The organism is Pseudarcicella hirudinis (assembly GCF_900115665.1).
In the GTDB taxonomy this organism is placed as follows: domain Bacteria; phylum Bacteroidota; class Bacteroidia; order Cytophagales; family Spirosomataceae; genus Pseudarcicella; species Pseudarcicella hirudinis.
The window spans coordinates 213,946-239,424 of record NZ_FOXH01000009.1 but is presented as its reverse complement, the minus strand read 5'-3'; the positions used below and the strand labels follow the sequence as shown (position 1 = coordinate 239,424).

Annotated in this window: 24 protein-coding genes; 5 read left to right on the top strand and 19 right to left on the bottom strand. The window is 34.5% G+C overall.

Annotated elements, in window-relative coordinates; all coding sequences use genetic code 11:
- Nucleotides 1-173: 173 nt before the first annotated feature.
- From cas2 to BM179_RS16195, 7 genes are all read right to left on the bottom strand, one after another.
- Nucleotides 174-437, bottom strand: a complete 264-nt coding sequence (gene cas2 / locus BM179_RS16225) for a CRISPR-associated endonuclease Cas2 (protein WP_092018201.1) — start codon at nt 435-437, stop codon at nt 174-176.
- Nucleotides 438-505: 68 nt separating this feature from the next.
- Nucleotides 506-1,510: a type I-B CRISPR-associated endonuclease Cas1b gene (cas1b, locus tag BM179_RS16220; RefSeq protein ID WP_092018200.1), complete on the bottom strand. Its 1,005-nt coding sequence runs from the start codon at nt 1,508-1,510 to the stop codon at nt 506-508.
- Between the two features lie 14 nt (nt 1,511-1,524).
- Nucleotides 1,525-2,055, bottom strand: a complete 531-nt coding sequence (gene cas4, locus BM179_RS16215) for a CRISPR-associated protein Cas4 (protein WP_092018199.1) — start codon at nt 2,053-2,055, stop codon at nt 1,525-1,527.
- A 6-nt stretch (nt 2,056-2,061) separates the two neighbouring features.
- Nucleotides 2,062-4,797 (bottom strand): CRISPR-associated helicase/endonuclease Cas3, encoded by a 2,736-nt coding sequence (locus tag BM179_RS16210; RefSeq protein WP_092018198.1) that lies wholly within the window; start codon nt 4,795-4,797, stop codon nt 2,062-2,064.
- A complete protein-coding gene (gene cas5b / locus BM179_RS16205) occupies nt 4,797-5,582 on the bottom strand; it encodes a type I-B CRISPR-associated protein Cas5b (protein ID WP_092018197.1) in 786 nt (261 codons plus the stop codon). Before cas5b ends, BM179_RS16210 begins: the two co-directional genes overlap by 1 nt.
- A gap of 3 nt (nt 5,583-5,585) precedes the next feature.
- A complete protein-coding gene (locus tag BM179_RS16200) occupies nt 5,586-6,521 on the bottom strand; it encodes a type I CRISPR-associated protein Cas7 (protein WP_092018196.1) in 936 nt (311 codons plus the stop codon).
- A gap of 37 nt (nt 6,522-6,558) precedes the next feature.
- Complete coding sequence (locus BM179_RS16195; protein ID WP_092018195.1) at nt 6,559-8,406, bottom strand: hypothetical protein; 1,848 nt, start codon at nt 8,404-8,406, stop codon at nt 6,559-6,561.
- Between the two features lie 121 nt (nt 8,407-8,527).
- On the opposite strand from BM179_RS16195, the gene BM179_RS25600 reads away from it, so the two are divergent.
- Nucleotides 8,528-8,674 carry a hypothetical protein gene (locus BM179_RS25600; protein WP_218159237.1) on the top strand — a complete coding sequence of 49 codons (147 nt, stop codon included), beginning with the start codon at nt 8,528-8,530 and terminating at the stop codon, nt 8,672-8,674.
- A gap of 1 nt (nt 8,675) precedes the next feature.
- Here BM179_RS25600 and cas6 read toward each other — a convergent pair whose 3' ends face one another.
- Nucleotides 8,676-9,470, bottom strand: a complete 795-nt coding sequence (gene cas6 / locus BM179_RS16190; protein ID WP_092018194.1) for a CRISPR-associated endoribonuclease Cas6 — start codon at nt 9,468-9,470, stop codon at nt 8,676-8,678.
- A gap of 381 nt (nt 9,471-9,851) precedes the next feature.
- Between cas6 and BM179_RS16185 the strand changes: the two genes are divergently transcribed.
- The 3 genes from BM179_RS16185 (at nt 9,852) to BM179_RS16170 (ending at nt 12,423) form a co-directional block, all read left to right on the top strand.
- Nucleotides 9,852-10,310 (top strand): hypothetical protein, encoded by a 459-nt coding sequence (locus BM179_RS16185; RefSeq protein WP_092018193.1) that lies wholly within the window; start codon nt 9,852-9,854, stop codon nt 10,308-10,310.
- A gap of 247 nt (nt 10,311-10,557) precedes the next feature.
- The gene (locus tag BM179_RS16175; protein WP_092018191.1) at nt 10,558-11,163 is read left to right on the top strand and encodes a TetR/AcrR family transcriptional regulator; all 606 of its coding nucleotides are present in this window, start codon (nt 10,558-10,560) and stop codon (nt 11,161-11,163) included.
- 3 nt (nt 11,164-11,166) lie between these two features.
- Nucleotides 11,167-12,423, top strand: coding sequence for a Na+/H+ antiporter (locus BM179_RS16170; protein WP_092018190.1), 1,257 nt, complete (start codon nt 11,167-11,169; stop codon nt 12,421-12,423).
- 116 nt (nt 12,424-12,539) lie between these two features.
- Here BM179_RS16170 and BM179_RS16165 read toward each other — a convergent pair whose 3' ends face one another.
- The 8 genes from BM179_RS16165 to BM179_RS16130 form a co-directional block, all read right to left on the bottom strand.
- Nucleotides 12,540-13,034, bottom strand: coding sequence for an SRPBCC family protein (locus BM179_RS16165; RefSeq protein ID WP_092018189.1), 495 nt, complete (start codon nt 13,032-13,034; stop codon nt 12,540-12,542).
- Nucleotides 13,024-13,350, bottom strand: a complete 327-nt coding sequence (locus tag BM179_RS16160) for an ArsR/SmtB family transcription factor (RefSeq protein ID WP_092018188.1) — start codon at nt 13,348-13,350, stop codon at nt 13,024-13,026. The genes BM179_RS16165 and BM179_RS16160 overlap by 11 nt, the downstream gene beginning before the upstream one ends.
- Nucleotides 13,351-13,691: 341 nt before the next feature.
- Entirely contained in the window at nt 13,692-14,144 is a 453-nt protein-coding gene (locus tag BM179_RS16155; RefSeq protein WP_092018187.1) for a DUF1569 domain-containing protein, read from the bottom strand.
- Nucleotides 14,145-14,199: 55 nt separating this feature from the next.
- The gene (locus tag BM179_RS16150; protein WP_092018186.1) at nt 14,200-15,003 is read right to left on the bottom strand and encodes an alpha/beta fold hydrolase; all 804 of its coding nucleotides are present in this window, start codon (nt 15,001-15,003) and stop codon (nt 14,200-14,202) included.
- An 81-nt stretch (nt 15,004-15,084) separates the two neighbouring features.
- Nucleotides 15,085-15,963 (bottom strand): alpha/beta hydrolase family protein, encoded by an 879-nt coding sequence (locus BM179_RS16145; protein ID WP_092018185.1) that lies wholly within the window; start codon nt 15,961-15,963, stop codon nt 15,085-15,087.
- A gap of 301 nt (nt 15,964-16,264) precedes the next feature.
- Entirely contained in the window at nt 16,265-18,706 is a 2,442-nt protein-coding gene (locus tag BM179_RS16140; RefSeq protein ID WP_092018184.1) for an ABC transporter permease, read from the bottom strand.
- A 219-nt stretch (nt 18,707-18,925) separates the two neighbouring features.
- Nucleotides 18,926-19,360, bottom strand: a complete 435-nt coding sequence (locus BM179_RS16135; RefSeq protein WP_092018183.1) for a DUF3052 family protein — start codon at nt 19,358-19,360, stop codon at nt 18,926-18,928.
- A gap of 204 nt (nt 19,361-19,564) precedes the next feature.
- A complete protein-coding gene (locus BM179_RS16130) occupies nt 19,565-19,933 on the bottom strand; it encodes a winged helix-turn-helix transcriptional regulator (protein WP_092018182.1) in 369 nt (122 codons plus the stop codon).
- 79 nt (nt 19,934-20,012) lie between these two features.
- Between BM179_RS16130 and BM179_RS16125 the strand changes: the two genes are divergently transcribed.
- Complete coding sequence (locus BM179_RS16125; protein ID WP_092018181.1) at nt 20,013-20,891, top strand: NAD(P)H-binding protein; 879 nt, start codon at nt 20,013-20,015, stop codon at nt 20,889-20,891.
- Nucleotides 20,892-21,051: 160 nt separating this feature from the next.
- Here the strand turns inward: BM179_RS16125 and galE are convergent, their stop codons facing one another.
- The 3 genes from galE to BM179_RS16105 form a co-directional block, all read right to left on the bottom strand.
- Nucleotides 21,052-22,068, bottom strand: coding sequence for a UDP-glucose 4-epimerase GalE (gene galE / locus BM179_RS16120; RefSeq protein WP_092018180.1), 1,017 nt, complete (start codon nt 22,066-22,068; stop codon nt 21,052-21,054).
- An 11-nt stretch (nt 22,069-22,079) separates the two neighbouring features.
- Nucleotides 22,080-23,453, bottom strand: a complete 1,374-nt coding sequence (gene glmM / locus BM179_RS16115) for a phosphoglucosamine mutase (protein ID WP_092018179.1) — start codon at nt 23,451-23,453, stop codon at nt 22,080-22,082.
- Between the two features lie 302 nt (nt 23,454-23,755).
- Nucleotides 23,756-25,444: a DUF4091 domain-containing protein gene (locus BM179_RS16105; protein ID WP_092018177.1), complete on the bottom strand. Its 1,689-nt coding sequence runs from the start codon at nt 25,442-25,444 to the stop codon at nt 23,756-23,758.
- Nucleotides 25,445-25,479 lie beyond the last annotated feature (35 nt).

Below are 25,479 nucleotides of genomic sequence, written 5' to 3'. Positions count from 1 at the left end.
ATTTAAAGCTTTTTATTGAATATTTTATCCTTAAAAATCGTCGACCTTAAATAATAAGATTTACCCGGCACTTCGACGACCTTTGATTATCAGCCAGTTATCCCTACAAACAATTTTAAAAGATGTCCTTAAATCTTCTTTTTTTTATTTTTAACAGAGATCGACGATTTCTTCTACATAAAATTATCCGTTCCCATTCGCTCTACTCCTACTATTTGTTTATCCATCCACCTTTCTTCACGACTCTTAAAAATAATTATACTATCCTCCTCTTCATTCATGAATTTCCTGGCTCCAATTAATAATTCTTTCAATTTCACCTCTGTGATTTCTCCTTCAAAAACTGAATTTTGTATCCAATTCAGATATTTACGACAATGCTTCAGTATTTTCCCTACCCGCTTTTCTTTAAAATCATATACCAATATTACATACATCTCTATTATATTTTAGGTTTTATATACAATATTTATTAATACTTCACTCCTTTTTCAACTTTTTACTCTTACCACATTATCCTAAACGGTTTATATTCATCTATTCCTAAAATATGCTTACTTAATTTATAACATTCAAGCTTTACCAAATGCTTATAACTTACATGTTTGCCCAAACTCTTATGTTTAAACGTTTCTTTCAATTTCTCATCAAACGCCTGAGCAAAGGCCTTTCTGGCGGAATCTTTCATAACACAACGATTTAATTCCTGGCGAAAATCACTCGACTGAATCTGCTTTTTATTCAAAAGACTAAAGATTGTCCTGTCGACCAGAATTGGCTTAAAGATTTCTGCTAAATCTAAGGCCAAAGAATATCTTCTATAACCAGGTTCATGTAAGAAACTGATCGTCGGATTGAGCTGTGTATGGTAAATCTGACTCAGACAAAGCGTATAACACATCATATTCCCGAATGAAATCAAGGTGTTTACTTCATTATTGGGAGGCTGCTTTGTTCTGTTCCCCATTGAAAAATCATTGATAATTGCATCAAAGGCTTCATAGTAATTTTGTCTGATATTCCCTTCAATCCCCATTAATTCATCTACCTTTTTGGTATCACGAATAACTGCCATATAGGCTTCAATAGCGATAATCTGCTTACTGACATCTTTCTGACGATTATCGTAATATTTCAAATTTTTAAGCATATTCCAGGCACCTCCTTCTACAAATTTTTGTGCTACGATTATTCGCTTTTTATCTGACAAATACTGTTTGGTTTGTTCAACCTGCATTTTACCGGCCAGTAAATAGTCTTTAGGCATAAAGGAGCCTGTATAATGCTCATAATAATCAAAAAAATGAACTGCAACGTTATTCTTTCCCAGGAAATTATACATGGCAGAGTTAGCATCCAAAGAGCCAAAACAATATAGATTATCAACCGTTTCGATTGGAATATGACGGGGTTGCCCTTCATTTCCATGCTCATCAACCGGGGTAAATTTCAGGGTGTTATCCTCCCGACTTAATCTTCCGGGATTAAAGAGATAATAGGGCTTTTTCATTTGAGAACAGGTTATTATTCTTCTACAGTATGACAAAAATCAAAATATGAACAGTTTCTGCACTTACTTTTCGGTAATGAAGGAGGACACATTTCTTGATTAATAATTTCATCAACCTTTTTCACCCAACGTTCTATTTTCTGTATATCATCTTCATGAAGTTCAACTTTTTCGGTTTGTCTTAGCTTAGGATATTCAATAATGCCATAATTCGCTTCTATACCATTTTTTCGCAGCAAATACAGATAAAATTGTACCTGCGAAACATGTGCCATCTCCTTAGCACTAGATTTTTTAATTTCATGAACCACTCCAGACTTTGCATCATAAAAATCAATTTTAGCATTACAAGCTATTCCATTTATCTCTGCAGAGATAGCTACCTCTTGATTTCGCTCAGCTCTTTGCGGATAACTTTCTTCACCGATTTGCTTTCCTTCTGTTACCAAATCTGAAGTATGTTCCATGGTAATGTTATTAGCATGGAGCCAAAGTTCTCTTTGACAAATTTGTAGTATATTAATAAGCGTAGCGTTGATATTCATAATTTTTTATAAGATAAAGTTTTCTGATGAATCAAACTTTGATTCTATTAAACCTTTTACATAATCATAGCACAAATGATGATGCTCTAAATATAGATAATCGTCAAATTGTTTTTCCGGATTACTAAAAGTTAGTAGTTCTCTTTTAATCTTATCTGTTGAAAAAACAGAGAAAGTGAATTTACTAATTATACCTGTAATTGTTTTACGACCAATTTCTTTCTTAATAAATTCTACTTCTCTATTTTTTATCATTTGAAAGTAAATATCCCATACACTTACACCATCAATTTTTCCATCTATTGGAATTACATTATTTTGTTTTAAGAAAAACAGCTCATCCTCACTAAATATTCTTTCATCATTATCCTTTTCATCTAAAATTAATATTGGTAAACTTAAAGGGACAAAAATGGAGAAATTCTGATTTTCTATTATTTGAAAACCCTTATGTATATTTTCATAATCAAGTCTTTGAATATATGGGTAATAGGTATTGTTAAAATTTTGCATTTCTTTAAACCCATTTTTTTTGTCAATTTCTCCAAGAACAAGATCATACAACTTATCAAAATTTTTAGTTTTTAGGATATTCTCATGTTCTTCTGCTGAAATATTATCTCTCGTAACGCTATACCTCTGATCTTTTTTATAGATTACACCAGCATTATTAATCTGAAAAAGATATACGTTACATGGTTCTTTTTTAACATTTCTATTTACACGTCCAGCTAATTGTTCATCACTATCTATTAAAGATAGATTTTTGAATCCCAAATCCATATCAATATCTACTCCAGCCTCTACAACTTGTGTGGTAATTAATAATACTTTTTTACTCTTATTTTTTTCATTTTTTAAGAAGTTTATTATCTCTCTTCGACGAGATTCAAGAATAGTTCCTGAAAGTACAAAAATACAATTTTCATCAAAAAAACGATTTTTAATAGCTTCTTCAAATGCTGTTACGGATTTCTTAAAAATAAACTCAACAATAGTAAAAACACTTTTATTTTCGCTTCTCAGTATATATTCTTCTGATTTTTCTAAAACTATATCAGCCAAATCGCTTATCTCTAATTTAATATCACGGTAATCAAAACAAAATCTTACTCTATCTGCGAAATTAGCATTGGTAAAATACTGTTTAGCATTGGGAAGTAAATCAGTAAAAACGGGTCTATTGACTAATGGTAAATTTAGTTTGTCAATCCTTGGCAACGTTGCTGACATCAATACAAATTTCATGTTAAATATTTCTGCAAAATTTTGAATAAAATATAGCATTTTATCCCAATGCTGTGGTGGATATGATTGTAGTTCATCAATAATCACTATGCTATTTGCAAGTCTATGAAATAAGTAATTTGTTTCTTTCTCATTCGTTTTTATAATATCAAAAAAACGAATATGTGTTAATAAACAAATTGGGTAATGAACAAACAAATTATTAAGATAATTAAGTTTTTCATTACCATATGTTCCATCTTCCAGCTCTTCACTTTTTATATTTTTTTTTGTCTGAAATCCTGCTTTTGAATGCAAAAGACTAACCTCGTTTTCTGTAAGGTCTAAGGTTTTTAAAATTGCTTTATGTGTTTGTGTAATTAATGTTGTAAACGGGAAAACATAAAATACTTTATTAATTTCAGGATTAGCATTCAACAACTCTGCAATAATCAACATTGAGAGGTTTGTTTTTCCTCCCCCAGTTGGAGCTTCGAGATAAAACAATCTGTTTTTAGATTGCTTTCTGATATTTCTAAGTACTTCGATCGCCATATTTTGGCGAATAATATTCAGATTATCACCAGACCTTTCAATTGGATTCACTATTTCAAAATTAGAATCTGCTAACTGATGTGCCTTTGCATTATAGCTATGAGTAGTCATAGCTGCACTTACAATTTTTTTTCTTAATGTTTCATCAATAAGCCCTAAATTATCTAATTTTAGTTGATTCATATATTCAGATGTCGCTAAGTAGTCTGATGAAGTCAACAACGAGAAATTTAATCTAGTTAAAGCATAAAGAGGAAAAACTTGATGTTTTTCAATTTCAATAGAATTTATAATATCTACAAAATTCTCAAAATATCTTTTTGATATATTTGTTTGTCGAATAGAATATAAATCAAGATATTTTATTAGTTTTTCATATTGCTTTATGAATATACTCCCTTTTAATTTCTTTAAAGGCTCAACTATTTTGGGATTATGATGAAGGTTAACAGAATTTACGAATAGAAAAGCAATAAATGAAAGAAAAACCTTTTGTTCTTCCGTTAAATTAAATTTAGCATTAATAATTTCTAAGTGGTAAACTAAGTAAATAAATGCTCCCAGTTCTGAATGTCCATAAGCTGGCTTCATAATAGTACTAACACTTCTAAAGAGATTGTTTTTCATTCTCTCGGTTTGGAAATTTTCATTTACTTTCCCAAAATCATGAAAAGCAATAGTGTCTGCAAAAAGCTGTTTAATATATTCTCTTAGAATTTCTTCATTACCTAAGCTTCCATTTAGAATTATACATTCTATTAATCTATCAATAATAATATCTAATCCATTTTCATCAACATTTCTATTTAAATATTCAAACACCAACTCAAGATGTTCAGATAATGTTTCTGCAGGAATATTATCATTTAAAGGTGGTAGGTGAGCTAAATAACTCTCCGAGTTCTTAAGGATTATCTTAACTCGGAGAGCATTTTGAATAAGGATTTTAAGTGTCTTCATCAGAACAATTGTATCACTTTAATCTTATCTAAACTTTTAATTGTATATAAATCTTCAAAAACAGCATCTTGTTTCAGAGTCCAATCTGTAAATGCAAATTCACCTAGCTCATATTGATAAAGCTTTTCGTCAAAACCGATAGGTAATCGTTCAAAATACATATAGGATGACTGATTTATCATTGTTCCAAGTGAAGGCGAATATTTAGGCCTTATCTTTCGGTCGTGTAAAGGGTATTCTCTAACAAAAATAGAATTAATCTTAAAGTCAGATTTTGCAGAAAACAATGAATAGTCATATTCTAAGACAGATTTCATATTCCACCAAGCTGAAAACTCATTTTTACCTAAATATGGCAAATAAACAGATTCTCCATTCAATAAATTTTGTTTCAATTTAGCTTGATATTCAATAGTATCATCCAACATTACATAACAACGATAAGCGGGATTAATCAAAGTCTGCTCGGTAATAATTAGTGTCCCATCAGAATTCGCATAACCAACTGTGTTGGTGTATTTAATAATTGCTTTACTAAAATTTCCTTTTTCGTGAAATCCTTCAAGTGGTTCAATTCCAACGGGCAAATCTTTAAATGCTTGATAATATTCTGGAAATTCTCCTTTTTTATTATAGCCTTTTAACCCAATAATTGCTCCTAAAATACCTAATAAAGCAGGTTTATGCAAGCAATTAAAAGTGAGAATGATACCATCATTTACATCTGGTTTCTTGAAGCAAGCAAAGTTAGCACGAAGGTCAAATGATAATATGCGCTTTGCCATCTCCTATTGATTAATATCTGTAATAATTGTTCCTGTTGGTATCCCCACAATTGTTGTTGCTGTTTTATCATATACCAATTCTATCTTTTCTACATGGGTAGCAATATGGTTACGCTCTAAAATTTCAGCAATAGCACTTAAATCAATACTTTTATCAGCTTTTATTTTTACCAGCTCTACAAATGAAGGTAATACTATCATTGAGCCTTCTTTCAATTGAACCCAAAGCATCATTTCATTCTCTGAACCTGACTTTGCCGCAGAATCATAAAAAGTAACACCGCGAGATAGCCCAGTCTTTAATTTATCAATGTCCGTTGATTGCAAAGCTGTGCCATCTGATAGTTTTACATGATCGGTAATATTGTGTGGATTAACAGAAAAACCATGTACATAATGTCCCTCACTCAATTTTGATTGAGATCCAAGTGTAGTCATAGTTGAATCAGCATTTTTTTCTCCTGGATTTCGAAAAGGAGACATTATCTGTTCTGAATAAATTTGCCCTAAATTGTATTGATCAATTCCATGTGTTATCTGAACGGGTCCATGAATAGATAAATTTGTTTTTCCAGCATAAGTACCTCCAAATAATCTTACATCAAGGCAGGTGAGTAAGTTTTTCAATACAACTTTCCTTAATTGACTTTCAGCATCTTTTCCTTTAACCTCTGTATATTTCCCAAAAATTGATTCGTAAGTTTCATCAAGTGTTCGAGGTTGCATTTCTGCAGATAATGTCTTAAAGTAAAATATATTTTCATCACTGAAGGCTTTTCTTATATAATTTCTAATCGAATATTTTAACGCTTTATCTGTGGCATAAACAGTTCCATCGGGTAAAGTCCTAGGTTGATGAGTAAAATCAGCGTTATAATTTGAGTTAATAGATTTGATGACTACGCATCCGAATACACGATTATTAAATGTTGTTGACATAGTATTTTGATTTTAAATTTTTAAAATATTAAAGTAGTTATGCTACAGATGCAGCTTCTGATTGACTATCATCTTTGCCTTTACTAAATAGTTGGTTTTTTGAGAAATATCCCGAGAGCATTAAAGGCATCAAATCTTTTAAATTACCTTCTGTACTATATGCCATTATTTGGGCGAATGGATTGCTAAACCTTACAGAAAAGCGTTCATGTTTGTAAGTATTGAATATTTTTGAAATATTTTGCTTTAAACGTTCAGAATCTGTCAATTGTAAAAACGGTTCTAAACGAGAATAAGATTTATCTTCAGATTTACTTTTGGCTAATATATAGTAGATAACCTGACCTGCCGCAAAAGCAAACTCCGCATCTGATTTTATGTTAGTTACACCTTCAGCTAATTCATCAATGCTTTGGCGTAGTTCAATAATTTGATTTGACATAAACTGAGTGTTTTGTTTAAATGGTTGGAAACTATGGTATAAACTAAAAAGTATATTTAATTTTTGTCTAATGCTTGAGTCTTCGGAATGATGATTATTTTCAAATTTATCTAATTTAATATCGTCTAAAATTCCAGTTAGCATAATATCTTTAAAAATTTTCTGCGTAAACCCGGTTCTATTAGATTTATAAATAAAGTCGTACAGTACTTTTCGATAGGTCATTACTAATAAAAAAGTATTTGCTGTTTTACAATATTGAGCATCAATATCATCAAAATACTTAAAAAGCATTGAGTCTGTTTTAGTCCTAACAATTAATGCATTATTAAAAATGACAGGTAAAATTGTTCGTTCAAATTCAAAAACATTAGAAATTGAATATGTATATTTCCCACCGAAAAGATCTTCTACTTGCCAACTCTTATCATTTTCACTTTCTAATTTATACTCAAATTTACTTACAAAATCAAAATCTTTAATTTCACCATTCTGATAAAATAATAGATAATAATTCCCTAGTTCTTTTTTAAGTTTATCCTGTAACTCTTCAATTATTTCACGATACCCTCTCCTATTCCCTCCTTCTAGTGCATCTTCTTTGAAAAGTGCAATAGACTCTTTCCTTTCGTCTTCATAAACAAAAATAGGCAAAGGATTTGGCAAAGACCTACGCCCGGCAATAGTCTCAAACTCATATAAAGTCTTTGCATCTTCTGCTGATATACGGCCTGTTATATCAAAGGTAGCAGACTGATGTATCAGGTATGGCTTCTTCGAATTAAACCCATTGAAGAAATTGCTTGTTCCATAAGCAAGTCCATTTGAACCTTCTGTATTGTATTCTTCCGTATTAAATAATTTTCCAGCCAAATATTTATCGTTTGGTATTTTATATTTCTCAATAGGAACATCAAGATAGAACACGATATAATCAGGGTCTTTTAATGAATTAAATTCATTAATTTGGTCAAGAAAAGATTTAAGTTTATCTTCATTATTCAGGGCATTTCTAAAAACTGTAGCTCCTTGCTTCTCAGAATCATCATCTAATAACTCAATAGCTTTATCAAAATAGGCGTTTATTCTGTCATAAAGTTTAATTTTTGCTTCATTAAACTTTGCTCCTCCTCTGATTGATTCTCGTTTAAAAGCTAAGCAGTAAGGCGAACAAGAATGAATACCTTTAGAAGGCAAATCAAAACATTTATTTGTATTAACCATCCAAGACAGTTGAGCTAAAGAGGCAATATTCTTCAAAAAACCTGAGACTTCTTTATCCTTTTTTGAAAAAAGCTCATATTGGCAATTTTTGGAAATAGATAATGTATTATCTATTTCTTCAAACCTCAACTTAATATGCAATCCCTCCTTAGGGATTATTCCAATTGCTTTAAACTGAGCATCTATAGAGTTGGTAAATTGTATTAGTTCTTTTAGCATTTTAACGTCTTGGATAAATATTTCATGAAAATCATTGGTTTTAGTAGTAGTTTTTGTTTTCTATTATTAGCTTTGAATCACGATCAAGGTAAAATAATTTTTCATCGGGTTGACATTGCTAATGAAGAAGACATCAGAAAAGACTACTGTGGTAAATAAAATCACCGGAAAAACTATTTCAGAGATGACTTGGGATGAAATTCGTAAAATTGCAAAGCCAATACAAAGAGAGGATGCAATTAAACAAATGAAGTCACAAAACTCTTAAATCAGCTTTCAACCACCTCACAATAACCAAACCCGGTAGCACCATACTTACCAAGCCCTCCATAAAGTCCAACTTTAATGATCTCCGGGGGTGCGGTTAATTCAAAAGAAAAGTTACGATATCCTTTTATTTCAGTAGCGGCTCCTCCTCCTTCTTTAATAGTTACTTTTCTGGATTTCATCTTTGATGTGTCCAACAGTTTAAATGCAATATGCTGGTCATTCAACGTTGAATCTATTGATTCTCCTCTTTCCAACTTCATGCTGATGTATTTATCAATTAAGCCATCAATCAAATATTTTTCAAATAGCTTATCTGTTGGTTCCAAGTATTGATAGTTACCATTTACTTTTTCAGCAACCACCATTGCGGATGAGGCCCAAAGCTGGGTGCTACTGCTGATTATCGGCTCAGAAAAGGTTTCTACACGTTCTATAATAAACGTAGCGTCAAATTCCTGATTAAATAATCTTATTTCCTGATCCCTGAAAAGACCAATAATGAAATTTTCTGCTGTTTTGTCTATTAAAAACGATACTGTCCATTGTACATTGGGTGAAGCTATCTCAAAACCATTCGTTAACTTCTTCCCCATCTTGAAGTGTAAATCTGAGAAGGTGAAATGTTTAAAGGATTTTCCGTTACTGGCTACATATCCTTTTCCATGGAGGAAAGTGGCATAATCAGCATCTGCCTTAGCAATAATCCTGTACAACCAGGATGCAAGAGGATAATGATAATTCCACATGACTTGTGGATTAGGGGTTAGTGGTTTAAGATGCAGTTTAATTCGCATAAATTTTATCAAATAAGGTGACAAATCGTAAATTGCGAACAATTTAATCAAAAGAATGATTATAAATACCTATCGACAAAAAAATTTATTATCCGGTAGTTTGCCTAACCGGGGCAGCTTAACAGACTTTGTCTTTTTACAGATTTTCTTCCACTCCAATGCTATAAAAATCAAATAATATTCCCTAAATATTCTGATTCATAATACAGTATCTATTTCTTCCCTCTTCCGGTATTTCTTCTTTTTTTAAGTTTTGTAACAGAGATATGCAACCTTCATTACATATCTCAACGTCTGTTAGTTGCAACAATCTTCCTTTTTATAAGACTGTTCCGCGTACCAAGGTTGAATGATTTCATTATCACCTTAAAAACCAAACATATGAAAATCAGACTTTTACTCTTGTTTATCGCACTGATTGTACTTCTTTCTTCCTGTAAAGAAGACAATCTGATTAATGTGACACAAAATTTCACGGGAAATTTTCGGGGAAAAACAGATTCTACTTTTAAAGGGAATACTTATGTAAATACTTTCTTTGCAGTAATTATCTCTACCCGACCAGGCTACCTGACTTTAACCTTATCCAATGAAAGTCGTCTGATTTTGGCTGAAGCCTCCTGGATCGATCAGGCCAGAACTACTTCATATACCATGAGTAATATTCTGGTCAAAAAACCGGATTACTTCGAAATAAATGAACCGGTAAAAGATTCGGATGGTAATATTTATACCGTTAAGGGCAATGGCACACTTAAAGGAAAAAATATAGAATTGTTGCTTATTTCTGACAATGGAGGGATTACAAAAACGCAGACACTGACTTTAAATAAGTATTGATTTCATAAGTCATTTTTCAATAGAGCATATTCTCCGGTTATTGCTTTTTGTTACCAGATCAACTAACTTATCATCTTTGCAGTACCAAAACCAAGTATATTTCTGCATATACATTAGTAAATTATAACATTTCCCCTCTTCTGCTTTTAGCCTTGTATCATTTCTAAAGTTGTCTCCTTTCAAGCCGCATAAATATTTTTTGTAATCCTGACCCATTTATTATATTTATATACCAAATGGTCGGTTTATGAACGAATCTAAAGAGCATATTTTACTTACTTCACTTACTCTCTTTCTGCAAAAGAGTTTTAAAGAGGTAACCATGAAAGAAATTGTTGATAAAACAGGACTTTCGAAAGGTGCATTTTATCACTATTTCAACAGCAAAGAAGAAGTTTTTTCAGAAGTAATCAACCATTTTTTTACCGGAATGATGACTGTTGATTTCAATACGCTTGCACGGGATTCGTTACAGGCATTTTACCTTGATATGCTTGAAAAATTTGAGGAAGGCAGGGAAAATATGTCCAGAATTCTTCCGAAAGATAAAGACAGAATTTTTAGCAGCAATTTTTATTATCTTCTGTTTGATGCCATAAGAATGCTGCCGAAATTCAGAGCAAAACATCATTTGCTACAAAAAGAAGAACTGAAAGCCTGGAAAAATATGGTAAATTTTGCCAGAAAACAAAATGAGATCAGTACTGACATGACTAATGAACAAGTTGCCAAACTTTTTATATACCTGAGTGACGGAACCAATCTGAATCTGATACTTGGCAATCAGGTTAACAAGAAAAAAAATGAATTGAAAAACCTCTGGGATGGATTATATAATTCTTTGAAAGCATAAATTATGGAAAACTATAGCATTGTTCTTTTTATTCTGGCAGTTATGATTGGTTTATCTGCCCTGGCAGACAACATAAAACTCCCCTACCCTGTGTTATTGATTGTAGCAGGGATTGCGGTAGGTTTTATTCCGTCATTACCTGATATTTCTTTAAATCCGGAGATAGTTTTTCTTATTTTTCTGCCACCCCTGCTATATGATGCCGCTTTTAATATTTCATTCAAAGAATTCAAAGTCCATATCAATACCATCAGCACTTTAGCCATATCACTGGTTTTTATCACTGCCTCAGGCATAGCGCTGGTGGCTCATTATCTGATCCCGGGTATGACCTGGCCACTTTCTTTTGTTTTAGGTGCCATTCTTTCTGCTACTGATGCTGTTGCTGCCATGAGCATCACCAAAGGACTTGGTCTGGCACATAAAACCTCAACAATCCTTGAGGGTGAAAGTCTGGTCAACGATGCTTCTGCACTGGTTGCTTATCGCTTTGCCGTTGCAGCCGTAACCGGAACTGCTTTTATATTTTGGAAAGCATCTCTGGAATTTGTGATCCTGATGGCAGGTGGCTTATTAATCGGAATTATTATGAGTAAGATTCTGGCTGTCATTATCAAACGTGTAAAAGACAATAATATCGTTACCATTAGTTTTATGTTATTAATGCCATTTATTACTTATCTCGCTGCAGAATCCTTTCATGTTTCCGGGGTTATTGCGGTAGTTATTCTGGGTTTAGCAATTTCCCGATTCAGTAATAAAGTTTTTCCGGAAAACTTAAAACAACAATCAAAATCTATATGGGATATTATCATTTTCCTTTTGAATGGCCTTATTTTTATCCTCATTGGCCTGCAATTTCCTTATGTGGTTAACAGCATTGATAAAAGCAATCTCTTACCTTTTATCGGGTATGGTTTTATCATTACAGTGGTAGCTTTAGCCTTGCGGATGGCCAGGGTATTTTCACAACAGGTCAACCTTGAGAAAGCTTTTCAGAAAGGCAGAGGTAAGATTACTGAACATGCCTTGCTGGATCTGAAGAACAGTCTGATTATAAGCTGGTCGGGTATGAGGGGAATTGTTTCGCTTGCTCTTGCAATCGGTTTACCTACTACGCTAAGTGACGGAGGTTCATTCCCGGAACGCAATACGATTATATTTATTTCTGTAGTTGTGGTGCTATTTACCCTTATCGGACAAGGATTGACTTTGCCATTTCTCGTACGTAGTTTAAACCTTAAGCATTCAGGAAAATAACAGACGATTAAAATCTGGCGCAATGGGTAACTCTATTATTTTAACATCTGAAATAACCGAAACTTCAACGTGATGCCTTTTACCTTTTTGCGCCAAACTATTCTTTACTATTCTGCCTAAGAATTTAGCAACTTATCAAGGTTTTCTAAGGCTGAAGTAAATCCGTCTTTAAAATTCATCGCAACAAGCATTTCCAGATCAGAAAGCTGGTCGAACTTCAATTCAACAGATACTATTGTTGAATTAGCTCTTTCGCTAAATTCATTTGTCCATAATGATTTCGTCGCAGCCAGATTAATATTACCGTCTTCATCACAAAAAGCAACCTGTGAAACAAATTTTTTCAATTGTACGATGGATTTAAATTCTACCTTTGACCAATGCACTGTCCCGTCCGGTATAATCATAGCATAAAGCCAATACCCGCCCTCTTTAAAATCCATAATTTTGGTTCTGGCTTCACAAGGTTTTGGCGCCCACCATTGATCCAGCAGTTCACTTTTTGTCCAGGCAGCCCACACATTTGAAATGGGTGCTGCAAACTCTCTTTCAACATTAATTTTGTTGTTTTCCCTGTCAACGGAAAAATTCATTAAAAGGTTACTTTTCATCTTTGTTCGAATTTAAGTTAAGTAATACCTGATCAAGCTGATTAAAACGTTTTTCCCAATGTTCCTTGAATTGCTCCAACCATTGGTCTATCTCTTTCATTTTTACCGGATTAAAATGATAATAAATCTCTCTGCCAACTTTTTGCTGTTCCAGCAAACGACATTCTGTAAGGACCTTAATGTGTTTTGACACTGCCTGACGGGTCGAATCGAAATGCTCCGCCAACGTATTGGGAGTCATAGCCTGTGTGGCAATAAGCACTAATATTGCTCTTCTCGTCGGGTCAGCTATCGCCTGAAATATATCTCGTTCCATATAAGCTAATTTAAATTAATGCAATCATATGGTTGCAAATATAAATGCAACTATTTGGTTGCGCAAATTTATTTTCAAATATTTTTCAGACTGATTACAATGATACTCATACCTGCTTTCTGAATGATTAAATGTATCCATCAGAATAATCTATCTTAAATATTTGATTTACAGCAGATTAAATGAATTCCACAACTGACAGGATTAATTGAAATGGGTCCTAAAACAAAAGCAAGGCTATTTCTAACCTTGCTTTTGTTTTGAAATGGATCGAATTATTTAACTTTTATTTACATCTCTGTTTGATGTCGGAATCGACACTTTCTTAATCAATTACTTTTTTATACATCAAATTGATTTAAATGATGATCAAGGTGTTTGTAAAACATATTATTCCATTCTGTTTTAGTCAGATTACCAAATGAGTGTGAGGCTTTGCCGTCAAAATATCCTTCACCTAATTCCTGAGTCTTTTTAATATAATTGACCAGTCTGGCTCTTTCAGTATCAAAATCTTTGTCATCTTTGACTATAAACTCCGAAGCTGTAGGGCTGCTTTTAGGATAAGGTTTTTCAGAAACCACTAATTTTTTCACAAATAACTTAAGCAGAAACTGCTTAAGTGCATTCGGTTTAGGGTGTTTATTGTCATAAACGAGTTCATACGTGACGCTGCAATGTGCCAGCATCTGAGCAACCGTCATTTTCCCCCAAAGTGGCTTTGTGCCCTGATTTAATCTGTTGAGGCGATTGATTACTTCTGTGGAAGTTTCTTCGGTAAAAATGTTTTTCATTTTTATAATGTATTATGTATCAATATGATGGAATATGTAATTAATTTATTCTTCGTTATTTGTCAGAGACAATCACCTCATCAAGAAATTGCTCAATTAAAGGCGTGATATACTCCTGAGTCCAGTTTCCATTATTTAATGTTGTTATTTCTCCGATATATTTGCCATGACCGCCCGGAATGATTGCTAACCGGGAGGCTGGAATCATGCGATACATTTCCACGATATGTTCCGGACTCCCAATATCAGAATCACCGCTAATAATCAAAGCAGGAGCCTTAATTGATTGAATCTGCTCATCACTCCAGCCTTTAAACTCAACCATTCTCTTTGCACATTTGTCGTGAAGATTTTGTAAACCATTCGGATTCGCCGATACTTTCAGATAAGCCTCTTTGAGTTCAGCGGGCATATTTTCAATTTTTGCCTGTTTCATAAAATCCCAGAATTGCGGAAAAACCCCGCTCCTTTTATAAAATGCGGAACCTATAATTATTTTGCTGACCAACTCCGGATATCGGATTGCTATTTCCAGAGTAGTTTGTCCGCCATTACTAAAGCCCAAAAAATCGGCCTTGGCAATCTGAAGGTTTTTCAGAAGCTGAATAACATCATCTGCATCCTGTTCAAATGATAAATCTGTATCACGGTCATTTGTACGCCCGTGAGCCTGCAACTCAAGTCCGATAATTTGTCTGTGTTTTGCAAGTTCCGGAATGATTTTCCCGAAAGACGTCTGAATGGTCGAACCGCCTCCATGAATTAAAACCAATGGTTTACCATGTCCATAAATTTCATAATACATTTCCAGTCCATTCACTTTGGAATAACCGCTTTTAAAATCAAAATTATCAGTCATAGTGTCTACAGGTTTATCTTAAAATTCTGTGGCTCTAATTTCGTAAAAATTATTATTACACAGCTTATCCCCAATATTTTATTATCTTGAATCTCCTTTTAATTTATCATTAAGAAAGTCCAGTATTTCTACCGGAAGTTCTTTATGAAACTGTTCACGATCAAATCCTTTCGGATCAGTTGACGGCAGGAAATCCGGTTTTTTCATTGCATCCGGAAAAGGGCTCAAAAAAGAAAAATGCCCTGCATTTTCAACTTCTCTGAATATAACCTGAGATTGATCAGGAACCCCTTTCAGAACAATTTCCGCATTCCAGGCCGGAGTAACAGGGTCATACTGAGCAGTGAGCATAAGAATCGGGATCGTAACTTTATCTAAAGAGTTCATAAACCACCCTGTTCCCGGAGCTAATAAGACAATAGCCTTAATTCTGTCATCGGATGAAACGTCAACCTTCAGTCCCTCCTTCGTTCTGGGGACTCCACCTGCTAAAGCCAGGGCCGTATAACCACCCATTGAATGTCCGATTACCGCAATTTTATCAGAAGCAATGCTTTTATAAAATCTGTTTTCAGAAAGCATTTCATTAATTGTCAGACTGATATGCCTGGGGCGATTTATCAGATTTTCTGTTGTATTTTGTAATTCATTGTTATTGCGATTATTGCCATAATGTTCAACCATAGCAACGATATATCCGTTCTTTGCTAAATGCGTACTTATTGTGCGATAAAGAAGATGAGATCCTCCATTTCCATGGGAAATAATAACGAGAGGATATTGTCCTTCCAATACCTCTGCATCAGGGCTTACATCCATTATATAAGGTCCGAAAGCAGTTGGTTTTGAAGGCTCATTTGTAGGATATTGCACTAACACAGGGAATGAAATTTTCCCGGACTCTTCTACGATTTTCAGTTGTACACTTCCTGCAAAAATCTCTGTATTTTTAATAGTCATCGGTTCAGGTTTCTATTTTCCAACATCTTTAATATGTTTTAAAGCAGTAATCCGGGTATTGCAAAATGTTGAATAATCCGTAAATATTTACCAAAACTACTATTATTAAATGTAGTTTCATCGGCTCACGGAACTGAAATGCGAACTTCAGTATTAATAATGAGTCTATTTTCTTCTGATATCTATTATCCGGTTTGTTTTCAAATAAGCATCATCTCTTACAAAAAGAAACACCTGGTTTCAATTCACAGACAGAGATCTGTAAATTGAAACCAGGTGCCGTATTTTGTTTTAAAATTCCTTATTCTGACCTTAAACTTTTTACCGGATTTGCCAATGCTGCGCGGATACCTCTGTAACTCACAGTAGAAAATGCGATTAACAAGGCTCCGATACCTGTGCAAACAAAAGTCCACCAGGAAATTCCGACTCCATAGGCAAAATTCTGAAGCCATTTATGCATGAAAAAATACGCCAGCGGAAATGCAATCAGTATCGATAATAATACCAGACGAAGTAAATCATGGGAAAGTAATTTCACGATATTGAATATACTTGCACCAAGCACTTTTCTGATGCCAATTTCTTTTGTCCGTTGTTCAGATATATAAGTTACCAGGCCGAACAAGCCCATACAGGCAATAAACATAGTCAACACTGCAAATGTCAAAGCTATCTTTCCTACCCGCTGCTCCGAACGATACATCTGATCAAATGATTCATCCAGAAATTTATATCCAAAAGGTATTTCCGGAGATATTTTTTTCCATTTATCTTCTATTTGATTAATGATTGAAGGCACGTTTTTACTCTCTATTTTAAATGCAAGCTCCCAATTGCTATTTCCTAAAATCATGCAGAGCGGCTCTACCGTATGTCTTAATGATTCGTAATGAAAATTCTTTACAACCCCGACAATTTCATATGCAGTGACTTCCGAAGATCCTAATGTGCCACTACTTGAATAAATCTTTTTCCCAATCGGGTCCTTATAACCTAAAATGGCGGCTGTCGATTCATTGATAATTACTCTGTTTGAATCAGCAGCTCCGAAAGATCTGGAGAAATTCCGGCCTTTCTTAATCTCCATTCCGAATGTTGGGATATAATCATAATCAATCTGCCAGAATTGCATAAGCAGGCCATTTTTAGCATCCATAACCGCTTCTTTTGAGAAAACATGCCCATTTCTGGCTGAGGCCTCTACAGGAATATAACCTGCATTTGAGGCGTTTTTAATACCTGCAATTTTAGAGATTTCATTCTTAAAAGCATTCGTATTATTTTTCAAGGCACTGGTACTATTCACTATCAATACCTGGTCTTTTGCAAAACCCAGATTCTTTGTATGGATATAATTCAATTGCTGATAAATTACTATTGTACCACAAATCAGAATAAGAGAGGTAACAAACTGAAACGTTACAAGAATATCCCTCATATTATTTTTGCTGTAACCGCCGGTCAATTTACCTTTTATGGCCTTGATAGGATGAAAAGAGGACAGAAAAAACGCCGGATAATATCCTGCAATTACACCAACAATGAGGGGCATTATAAGTAAATAAGGCAGGTATTGAGAATTGAAAAGAGAACTGGCTGTAAACGATTTAGTGGTGATATCGTTAAAATAAGGCAATAACAATATAACAAGAAACAGCGCAATTATAAAAGCAAGGCAACTGGTAAACATTGACTCAACGATAAACTGCAAAACTAAAGAACTGCGCTGGGATCCTAACGTTTTTTTGATTCCAACTTCTTTTGCCCGGTTAGCTGATCTGGCAGTAGTAAGGTTAATAAAGTTGATACAGGCGATCAGCAATATAAATACTGCCACAATAGAGAAAATATATACATATCGGATATCACCGTTAGCTCTCAGTTCATCAGCTTTGTCGGAACGCAGGTGAATATCAGTAAGAGGGATCAGAGAATATTCTAACTTATTTCCGGCTTTTTTAAAATCATCCATTGTGTTTATCTTAATAAACTGTGTGACCTGCGGAAGTACATATTTTGCTATAATATCATCAAATTTTCTATTAAACACCTTATAATCAACACCCTCTTTCAGCACAATATAGGTATAAAAATTATGGCTCAGGAAGTTGCCGAAACCATATTTCAGATTACTCATAGGCAGGATAAAATCCAGCTTAAAATGAGCATTTTCGGGTATATCTTTATAAACAGCCGTTACCTTGTACAAAGCCTTCTGATCCGTTCCGATTTCAAGTGTTTTACCGGCAGCTTCCGTAGTCTTGAAATATTTTATGGCAGACTTTTCACTTATCGCTATCGAATTAGGGTCATTTAAAGCAGTTTTAAGATCTCCGTCAATTACGGGAATTCTGAAAACATCAAAGAAGGTGGAATCTGCATAACAAATGTTATCTTCTCTTACAAAGGTCATTCCTTTCTTTATCTGCTTAGCTCCTTCAGAAGTATATAGCCGGGTATATTGCTCTACCTGTGGATAGTCTTTTTTCAGTGCTGCACCCATCGGGTCTGAACTTAAAGCCATATTCAGATCGGCATCGCCAAACCTGATTTCAGAATTAATCCGGTAAATTCTTTCTGCATTCGGATAAAAACGATCATAGCTTAACTCATCCAGAATATACATGGAAATAAGAATAAAGCAAGTTAGTCCTATGGCGAGTCCACAAATATTAATCAGTGAATAAACCTTGTTTTTAATAAGGTTTCTAATGGCAATTTTTAAATAACTTCTGAACATGCAGGTAGAGATTAGGAAATAATATGATAAACAACTGTTAAATTTCTAATTCCATGCCAAAATCACAACATACTCATAATCAGAAAATTATATTATTTTCTTGTAAAATTGTGTTCGAAAATGGACAATTATTGTTCATTTTCGAACACAATTGTCCGTTTATCATCTGATTCCCGGAAGTGTTCCGAACTTTTTTTCAAAGGTTGAGTTTATTTACATTTATTCAGAAACTGTTTTCGGGGACTTTCTCTCCTTTACCGGAATTACTAATTTTAGTCCTGACCAGATTTCATCAATTGCACAAACTTTTATATCTACAAGCCCATTAGCTAAAGCAAAATTTCTGACATCATCTAAACTAATATCTGATACAACTCCGGAAGATTTCTTTGGGCAGGAAACCCATATCATTCCATTTTGCTCTATTTCTTCTCTCAATAAAAGTATATCGACTTTGAAATCGGCTATTTGTCTGGTAAAATAATGAATAAAGTTCTTCTTTGAATTTGCATCATCCAGAATCTCTATGTCATCTGGTAAATCATCAAAAAGATCAAAATAATAATCCGGAGGATTAATAAGGCGGATTTTAAAACCGCCTTTTATCCCTAATTTTTTTGCCAATGGCGTTCCTGAGTATCCGGTCGTTTTCATAATCAAAGTTTATCCTGTTCTCCAATCACAAAGTTCAAATATTTTTCAATAAAACATTCTCTATAAAAGTATGTAAATCACTCATAATGAATCCTTAATCACGGATTATCATAATCGGATTCCCAGATTTCCGGTTATGATCAAATTTCAAATCTGTCATTTTCCTCCGGTTTTCAGGATAAACTATCATTCCTTATTGAGTGGCTACACCTGGTTAAACCTTCCGTCCAGGTCCTTAAAAGCCCAGTCTGCCATGGCATGAATTACAGGGAGTAAGCCATTTCCTGCGTAGCTAAGCTTATATGTCACATAAGGAGGCACAACGGGTCTGGCCTCCCTGATAATTAAACCGTCAGCTTCTAACTGCTTCAAGTGCTGAATCAGCACTTTTTCTGTTATAACAGGAATCGCCCTTTTTAGCTCACTATAACGTTTGTCACCTGTCGAGAGGTAGTAAATGATAATAGGTTTCCAATAGCCTCCTATTTTTTCCATGACATGCGTCACCGGACATTGCTGCAAAGCATATTGTTTATTTTCCTGTATAGTCGAATTCTCTTTAATGGTCGCCATAATACATACTTTAGGGTAAGTACTTGTACAAAAGTAAGTACAAATATACCTTTGGTTCTCAAAATAAAAAACAATTAAAATGAAAATTACAATCGCAGGTTCTTTAGGGAACATAGGAAAACCTTTGACCAATCAACTTATTTCTGCAGGACATAATGTAACTGTTATCAGCAGTAATGTTAGCAGAAAAGATGAAATAGAAAAACTTGGTGCGAAAGCTGCTATTGGGTCGGTAGCCGATTCCGCTTTCTTAAAAGAAGTTTTCACCGGAGCTGATGCCGTTTATACCATGACGCCACCTAATTTGGGAGGAGCCAATGTTATCCTCAATACAACCGAAGCAGGTAAGGCGTTTGCAAGCGCAATCAAGGATACCGGTGTAAAACGTGTGGTAATGCTAAGCAGCATAGGAGCCGATCTCCCGAATGGAACAGGTCCGATTGCAGGGCTTTATAATATTGAGCAACTATATGCTGCGCTCGATAATGTAGCGATCACATTCCTTCGGGCGGGGTTGTTTTATACCAATTTTTACAATGATGTACCCATGATTAAAGGTTTGTCCATCATGGGCTCCAATTATCCTGCTGACATCAGTCTGCCTTTAGTGCATCCCGATGACATTGCCATAGCTGCCGCAGAAGAATTGCAAAAACCTTCGGCCGGAAAGAATATCCGTTACATTGTAAGCGATGTTCGCAAGCCACTTGAATTTGCAAAAATTCTTGGTTCGGCAATAGGAAAACCGGAACTACCCTGGGTAGAATTTACTGACGAGCAGGCATTGACAGGTATGATACAAGCAGGCCTGCCAACAGAAATCGCGGGTTTATATACCGAAATGGGAGCTGGTTTCCGCACAGGAAAGATTGCATCCGATTTCCAAAAAAATAATTCCCCGGTAAGCGGTCAGACAAAACTTGAAGATTTTGCAAAAGAATTTGCCCACGCATTTTAAATCATTCGGTACCAATCAATACATGACCAGATTTAATGATTCTGTAAGGCCGAAAAGATAAACGAGGCTGCCCTTTTAAGGCATCCTCGTTTGCTACAATTTCAATGCCAGAATAAAGGAAGGATAGCTTAGCTTGCAGTTTTACTGAATAAGTGCGTAATTAACCTTGCCTCAGTTTCATTTCCCAGCGCCATACATCTTCCAGGGATTCTTCGAGCGTTTTTTCAGCTTTCCAACCTAGTAATTGTTCCGCTTTTTCCACATTTCCGTAAATCTTTTCAATATCACCTGCACGTCTTACCCCTATTTCGTAATTGACCTTTATTTTATTGACTTTTTCAAAAGTATTTATCAATTCCATGACTGTATTTCCCTGACCTGTCCCGACATTAAAAACATCGTATGAATTAGTGCCTGATTGCTCCTGAAGGAATTTTAACGCCATGATATGAGCTTTTGCCAAATCAACCACATGAATAAAATCTCTTATGCAGGTACCATCGGGTGTATCATAATCATTACCGAAAACCATCAGTTTTGGGCGGAGACCTGCTGCAACCTGTGTAATAAAAGGTACTAAATTACTCGGTATTCCACGAGGCAATTCTCCTATCAGTCCGGAATGATGGGCTCCTATCGGATTAAAATAACGCAGTGAAATAGCTTTTAGAGGAATATTAGAACCTACCGTATCCCGAATAAGATCCTCACAAATTACTTTTGTATTACCATAAGGTGAAGTAGCTGCCTGCCGGGGAGTAGTCTCTAAAACAGGGATATTTTCAGGTTGACCGTAAACGGTACACGAAGAAGAAAACACCAGATTCTTAACACCCGTTTTTAGCATAACTTCTAATAAGGTAGCTGTAGAACCTACATTATTGATATAATATTTTAAAGGATGCTCAATAGATTCATTTACAGCTTTATATGCAGCAAAATGAATTACTCCTTTAATATTTTCTTTTCTGATAATTTCCTCCAATATGACCGCATCATTACAATCATCCCAATAATATTTTACCGGAAAACCCAGAATTTTCTCCAGTCCCAGGAGAACGGAAGGATCTGAGTTACTGAAATTATCAATAATAATTGGTTCAAAACCGGAATTATACAGTTCAACTATTGTATGAGAGCCAATAAAACCAGCTCCGCCTGTTACTAAAATCTTCATACCTCTTTCATTTAAATTAATAGATCCCTCACTTCATATGCAAGTTTCTGAGCCTGTTCATAAGTATTTGCTTCAGAATATATCCGAATAACCGGCTCTGTATTGGATTTCCTCAAATGAATCCAACTGTTATCATTTTCAATCTTGATTCCGTCGATAGTTGTAAACTCGTAATCCGGAAATTTCAATTTTATTTTTTTCAAAACGGTTTCCATAGATAAATCATCCTGAAGTTCGATTTTATGTTTGTACATAAAATACTGAGGGTATTTACTTTTCAGCGCTGACATGGTACTGTTACCTGTCGCCAAATGACTTAATAACAGACCAATTCCCACCAAAGCATCTCTTCCGTAATGCAATGCGGGATATATAACTCCGCCATTTCCTTCTCCCCCGATAATCGCATCAACCTCCTTCATCTTCTCCACTACATTTACTTCACCCACAGCAGATGCAAAATATTTTCCTCCATGCAGATTCGTAATATCTTTCAAGGCTTTTGTTGAAGATAAATTTGATACTGTATTACCCTTTTGGTGAGATAATATGTAATCTGCTATTGCGACAAGCGTATATTCTTCATTAAATGGTTCTCCATTTTCACACATTAGCACTAATCTGTCCACATCAGGGTCCACAGCAATGCCAATATCATAATTACCTGTCAACATTTTTTCATGCAATTCTGTCAAATTTTCAGTTAGTGGTTCAGGATTATGAGCAAAATCACCGGTAGGTTCACAATTTAATAGTTCAATGGTCTCTACGCCCAGGCTCCTCAGTAAAATTGGCACGGCAATCCCCCCGGTAGAATTAACAGCATCAACAACAACTTTGTATTTTTTATTTTTAATTGCTTCGGTATTTACAAGAGGTAAGCTCTTAATCGCTTCGATATGATGATTCAAATAATCGGATTTGGTAGAATAAGTCCCCAAATCATTTACTTCTGCATATTGATAATCATGAGTTTCCACACGGGCCAAAACCTGAGATATATCTTTGGCTGAAATAAACTCTCCCCTTGCATTCAGTAACTTCAGGGCATTCCACTCCTTAGGATTATGACTCGCCGTTAAAATAATTCCTCCCAGCGCATTTTCAGCTGTTACTGCCATTTCTACGGTTGGAGTAGTCGATAATTCTAAATCTATAACATCCAATCCAATAGATTGTAAAACCCCGCTGACAATTTTTGCAATAGCTTCTCCTGAAAGTCTTGCATCTCTTCCTATTACGATTTTTTTACGTGTAGCATCGTTATCTTTCAACCAGCTTCCAAAAGCAGCCACAAAAGATATAATATCATTGGGAGTAAGACTATTCCCAACGGCTCCACCGATGGTTCCTCTTATTCCGGATATAGATTTAATCAGAGACATAAATATTTATTTAAGTTATTATAATGAAAATTATACAGGAAATTCAAATCCGGCAGTTCCCAATTTCAATAAAGATTCCGGAAAAGAGACCCCAATGAATCAGGTCCCTTTCTGTTCAATTGAAATAGTTCTAAAATTATAATTTTGACCCTATCCTTAACATTCACCCATGTGTAACGATAATTTATATACGCAATACACTTTCAGACAGGGAATCTATTTTTTAAGCTCTGTCCTCAGAAAACAAATTGTTTTACGCATGCCAACATTACTATTTTATTTCGGCATAGATTGATATCTTTTTAATCAGGTTTAGAGAGATTAATAATCTTCTGAGAATTAGAAATCATAGCTGAAGCACTCTTTTTTTCTAAAGATTTGATTTCAAATGTGCTTAACTCCTGGTTCAATTGTTTAAGTTCTCTCATTCTGTTTTGTTTTGAATAAAGGTCCTTAAGAATTCGAATTTTCTCAAAATCCTGAACACCTTCAATGAGTTTCTCGAATCTGATTGATGTTTTTGGTCCTGGATAAATCTGATAAGTATCTCCACCCGGCCAGGCTGTATATCGTGAATCTTCTGAAGGGTTCAGCGGCCAACTATTATAAGCCCATCGCAAATATCCGGTAAATCCTTTCGCAGCGGCGTACCAACCCAGCCAAACATGCTCGGCTGGTGGTGAAAAAGTGAAACCATTCGGATATTTTTCAACACAACAAGTATAAAAGGTACTGGGCTTACCGGCTTTTTTTCTTTTCGCTAAACTCTTTGCTTTAAACAATGATTTAGAGGCTATGCTATAGTCAAAAATGTCATTTTCTATTTCAGGATGATATGCTCCCGCCAAAGATATTTTCCAATTTGAATCAATCTCTTTTAAAATATTAATTGCAATTTTCATGTCTTCCAAGGGTCTTTCATCCACTGAGATACTCGTAATATTAAACCAGTTTTTATCTTTAAGATGCTGAGTAAAATCTATCAGCATCGTTTTCCAAAATTCCTTGTATCCTTCCGATTTGGTTTTTAAAATAATTGTAGTATCTCGCCCAAGCATCTCATCGTGATATAAGAATGACTCTGACCAGGGTATCATTGTATAGCAGTTAATGCGTTTATTAATGCCGCAGCTCATTACAAATTCAACATATTTATCAAATAGAGAATAATCATACTCCCAGTTCCCATTTTTTTTCTTAATCCATTTAATTAAGCTCGGGCAATCATCAAACGTCTGATGTCCCCAGGGTTCGTTAATTATACTTGTTGTAATATTTTTTTGCCCTGCTTTTGCTAATGTATTAAAATAAGGTCTCATGAGGTTAAAATGTTCCTCACTCCAAAGGGGAACATGATGGATTCTGGCTATGGCAGCAGGACTTTGCCATAAATCCAGATCAAAAGCCCATTCCTCCGGCGCAGGCAGCACATGATCTATTACGTTTATTTCTAAGGAAAGTTCATATTTGCGATCTGCATTTATGATAATTTTCCCCTTATATTGTCCCGTACTACTGTTTTTAGGTATATCAATAGTTAGCCAGACAGGCTGAACAATATCCTTTAATATGTGAGTACTTACTCTTTCATCAATCAGGTCTGTAACCCATAAAGAATCATATGCATTGATCTTATGTTTTACACAATCCGGTACATAAGTATCGGTTTTGACATAGTTTAAAAATCTTGCTTTAATGTCTTTAATACTTTCTCCGTTTGTATTAATTAATTCTATGGGATCAATCATCAGATCAGGAATATCTATTTTACTAAATACTGCAAATTGCAAACTAAGTCTTTCTCCTTTCCAGGCTTTGGCTTTGGTTGATTTTTCAAGCTTAAAATGTACTTTTTGCCCCTTTATAAAGCGCAAATTACTATTTACAAAGCTTACCTGCACTAACTCTTTAGCCGATTTCTGAGAGACAGATTGTCCGTTACAATTTGATATTAAAGTTATTAATAAATACAATATTCCTGCTTTCCTCATATACACAATTGTTTTATAAAAGGTACATCTATTTC

What these genes read in the sequence shown, in the direction of transcription:
- cas2 (WP_092018201.1), bottom strand. Translation starts at nt 437, where the DNA reads ATGTATGTAATATTGGTATATGATTTTAAAGAAAAGCGGGTAGGGAAA.
- cas1b (WP_092018200.1), bottom strand. Translation starts at nt 1,510, where the DNA reads ATGAAAAAGCCCTATTATCTCTTTAATCCCGGAAGATTAAGTCGGGAG.
- cas4 (WP_092018199.1), bottom strand. Translation starts at nt 2,055, where the DNA reads ATGAATATCAACGCTACGCTTATTAATATACTACAAATTTGTCAAAGA.
- BM179_RS16210 (WP_092018198.1), bottom strand. Translation starts at nt 4,797, where the DNA reads ATGAAGACACTTAAAATCCTTATTCAAAATGCTCTCCGAGTTAAGATA.
- cas5b (WP_092018197.1), bottom strand. Translation starts at nt 5,582, where the DNA reads ATGGCAAAGCGCATATTATCATTTGACCTTCGTGCTAACTTTGCTTGC.
- BM179_RS16200 (WP_092018196.1), bottom strand. Translation starts at nt 6,521, where the DNA reads ATGTCAACAACATTTAATAATCGTGTATTCGGATGCGTAGTCATCAAA.
- BM179_RS16195 (WP_092018195.1), bottom strand. Translation starts at nt 8,406, where the DNA reads ATGCTAAAAGAACTAATACAATTTACCAACTCTATAGATGCTCAGTTT.
- BM179_RS25600 (WP_218159237.1), top strand. Translation starts at nt 8,528, where the DNA reads ATGAAGAAGACATCAGAAAAGACTACTGTGGTAAATAAAATCACCGGA.
- cas6 (WP_092018194.1), bottom strand. Translation starts at nt 9,470, where the DNA reads ATGCGAATTAAACTGCATCTTAAACCACTAACCCCTAATCCACAAGTC.
- BM179_RS16185 (WP_092018193.1), top strand. Translation starts at nt 9,852, where the DNA reads ATGAAAATCAGACTTTTACTCTTGTTTATCGCACTGATTGTACTTCTT.
- BM179_RS16175 (WP_092018191.1), top strand. Translation starts at nt 10,558, where the DNA reads ATGAACGAATCTAAAGAGCATATTTTACTTACTTCACTTACTCTCTTT.
- BM179_RS16170 (WP_092018190.1), top strand. Translation starts at nt 11,167, where the DNA reads ATGGAAAACTATAGCATTGTTCTTTTTATTCTGGCAGTTATGATTGGT.
- BM179_RS16165 (WP_092018189.1), bottom strand. Translation starts at nt 13,034, where the DNA reads ATGAAAAGTAACCTTTTAATGAATTTTTCCGTTGACAGGGAAAACAAC.
- BM179_RS16160 (WP_092018188.1), bottom strand. Translation starts at nt 13,350, where the DNA reads ATGGAACGAGATATATTTCAGGCGATAGCTGACCCGACGAGAAGAGCA.
- BM179_RS16155 (WP_092018187.1), bottom strand. Translation starts at nt 14,144, where the DNA reads ATGAAAAACATTTTTACCGAAGAAACTTCCACAGAAGTAATCAATCGC.
- BM179_RS16150 (WP_092018186.1), bottom strand. Translation starts at nt 15,003, where the DNA reads ATGACTGATAATTTTGATTTTAAAAGCGGTTATTCCAAAGTGAATGGA.
- BM179_RS16145 (WP_092018185.1), bottom strand. Translation starts at nt 15,963, where the DNA reads ATGACTATTAAAAATACAGAGATTTTTGCAGGAAGTGTACAACTGAAA.
- BM179_RS16140 (WP_092018184.1), bottom strand. Translation starts at nt 18,706, where the DNA reads ATGTTCAGAAGTTATTTAAAAATTGCCATTAGAAACCTTATTAAAAAC.
- BM179_RS16135 (WP_092018183.1), bottom strand. Translation starts at nt 19,360, where the DNA reads ATGAAAACGACCGGATACTCAGGAACGCCATTGGCAAAAAAATTAGGG.
- BM179_RS16130 (WP_092018182.1), bottom strand. Translation starts at nt 19,933, where the DNA reads ATGGCGACCATTAAAGAGAATTCGACTATACAGGAAAATAAACAATAT.
- BM179_RS16125 (WP_092018181.1), top strand. Translation starts at nt 20,013, where the DNA reads ATGAAAATTACAATCGCAGGTTCTTTAGGGAACATAGGAAAACCTTTG.
- galE (WP_092018180.1), bottom strand. Translation starts at nt 22,068, where the DNA reads ATGAAGATTTTAGTAACAGGCGGAGCTGGTTTTATTGGCTCTCATACA.
- glmM (WP_092018179.1), bottom strand. Translation starts at nt 23,453, where the DNA reads ATGTCTCTGATTAAATCTATATCCGGAATAAGAGGAACCATCGGTGGA.
- BM179_RS16105 (WP_092018177.1), bottom strand. Translation starts at nt 25,444, where the DNA reads ATGAGGAAAGCAGGAATATTGTATTTATTAATAACTTTAATATCAAAT.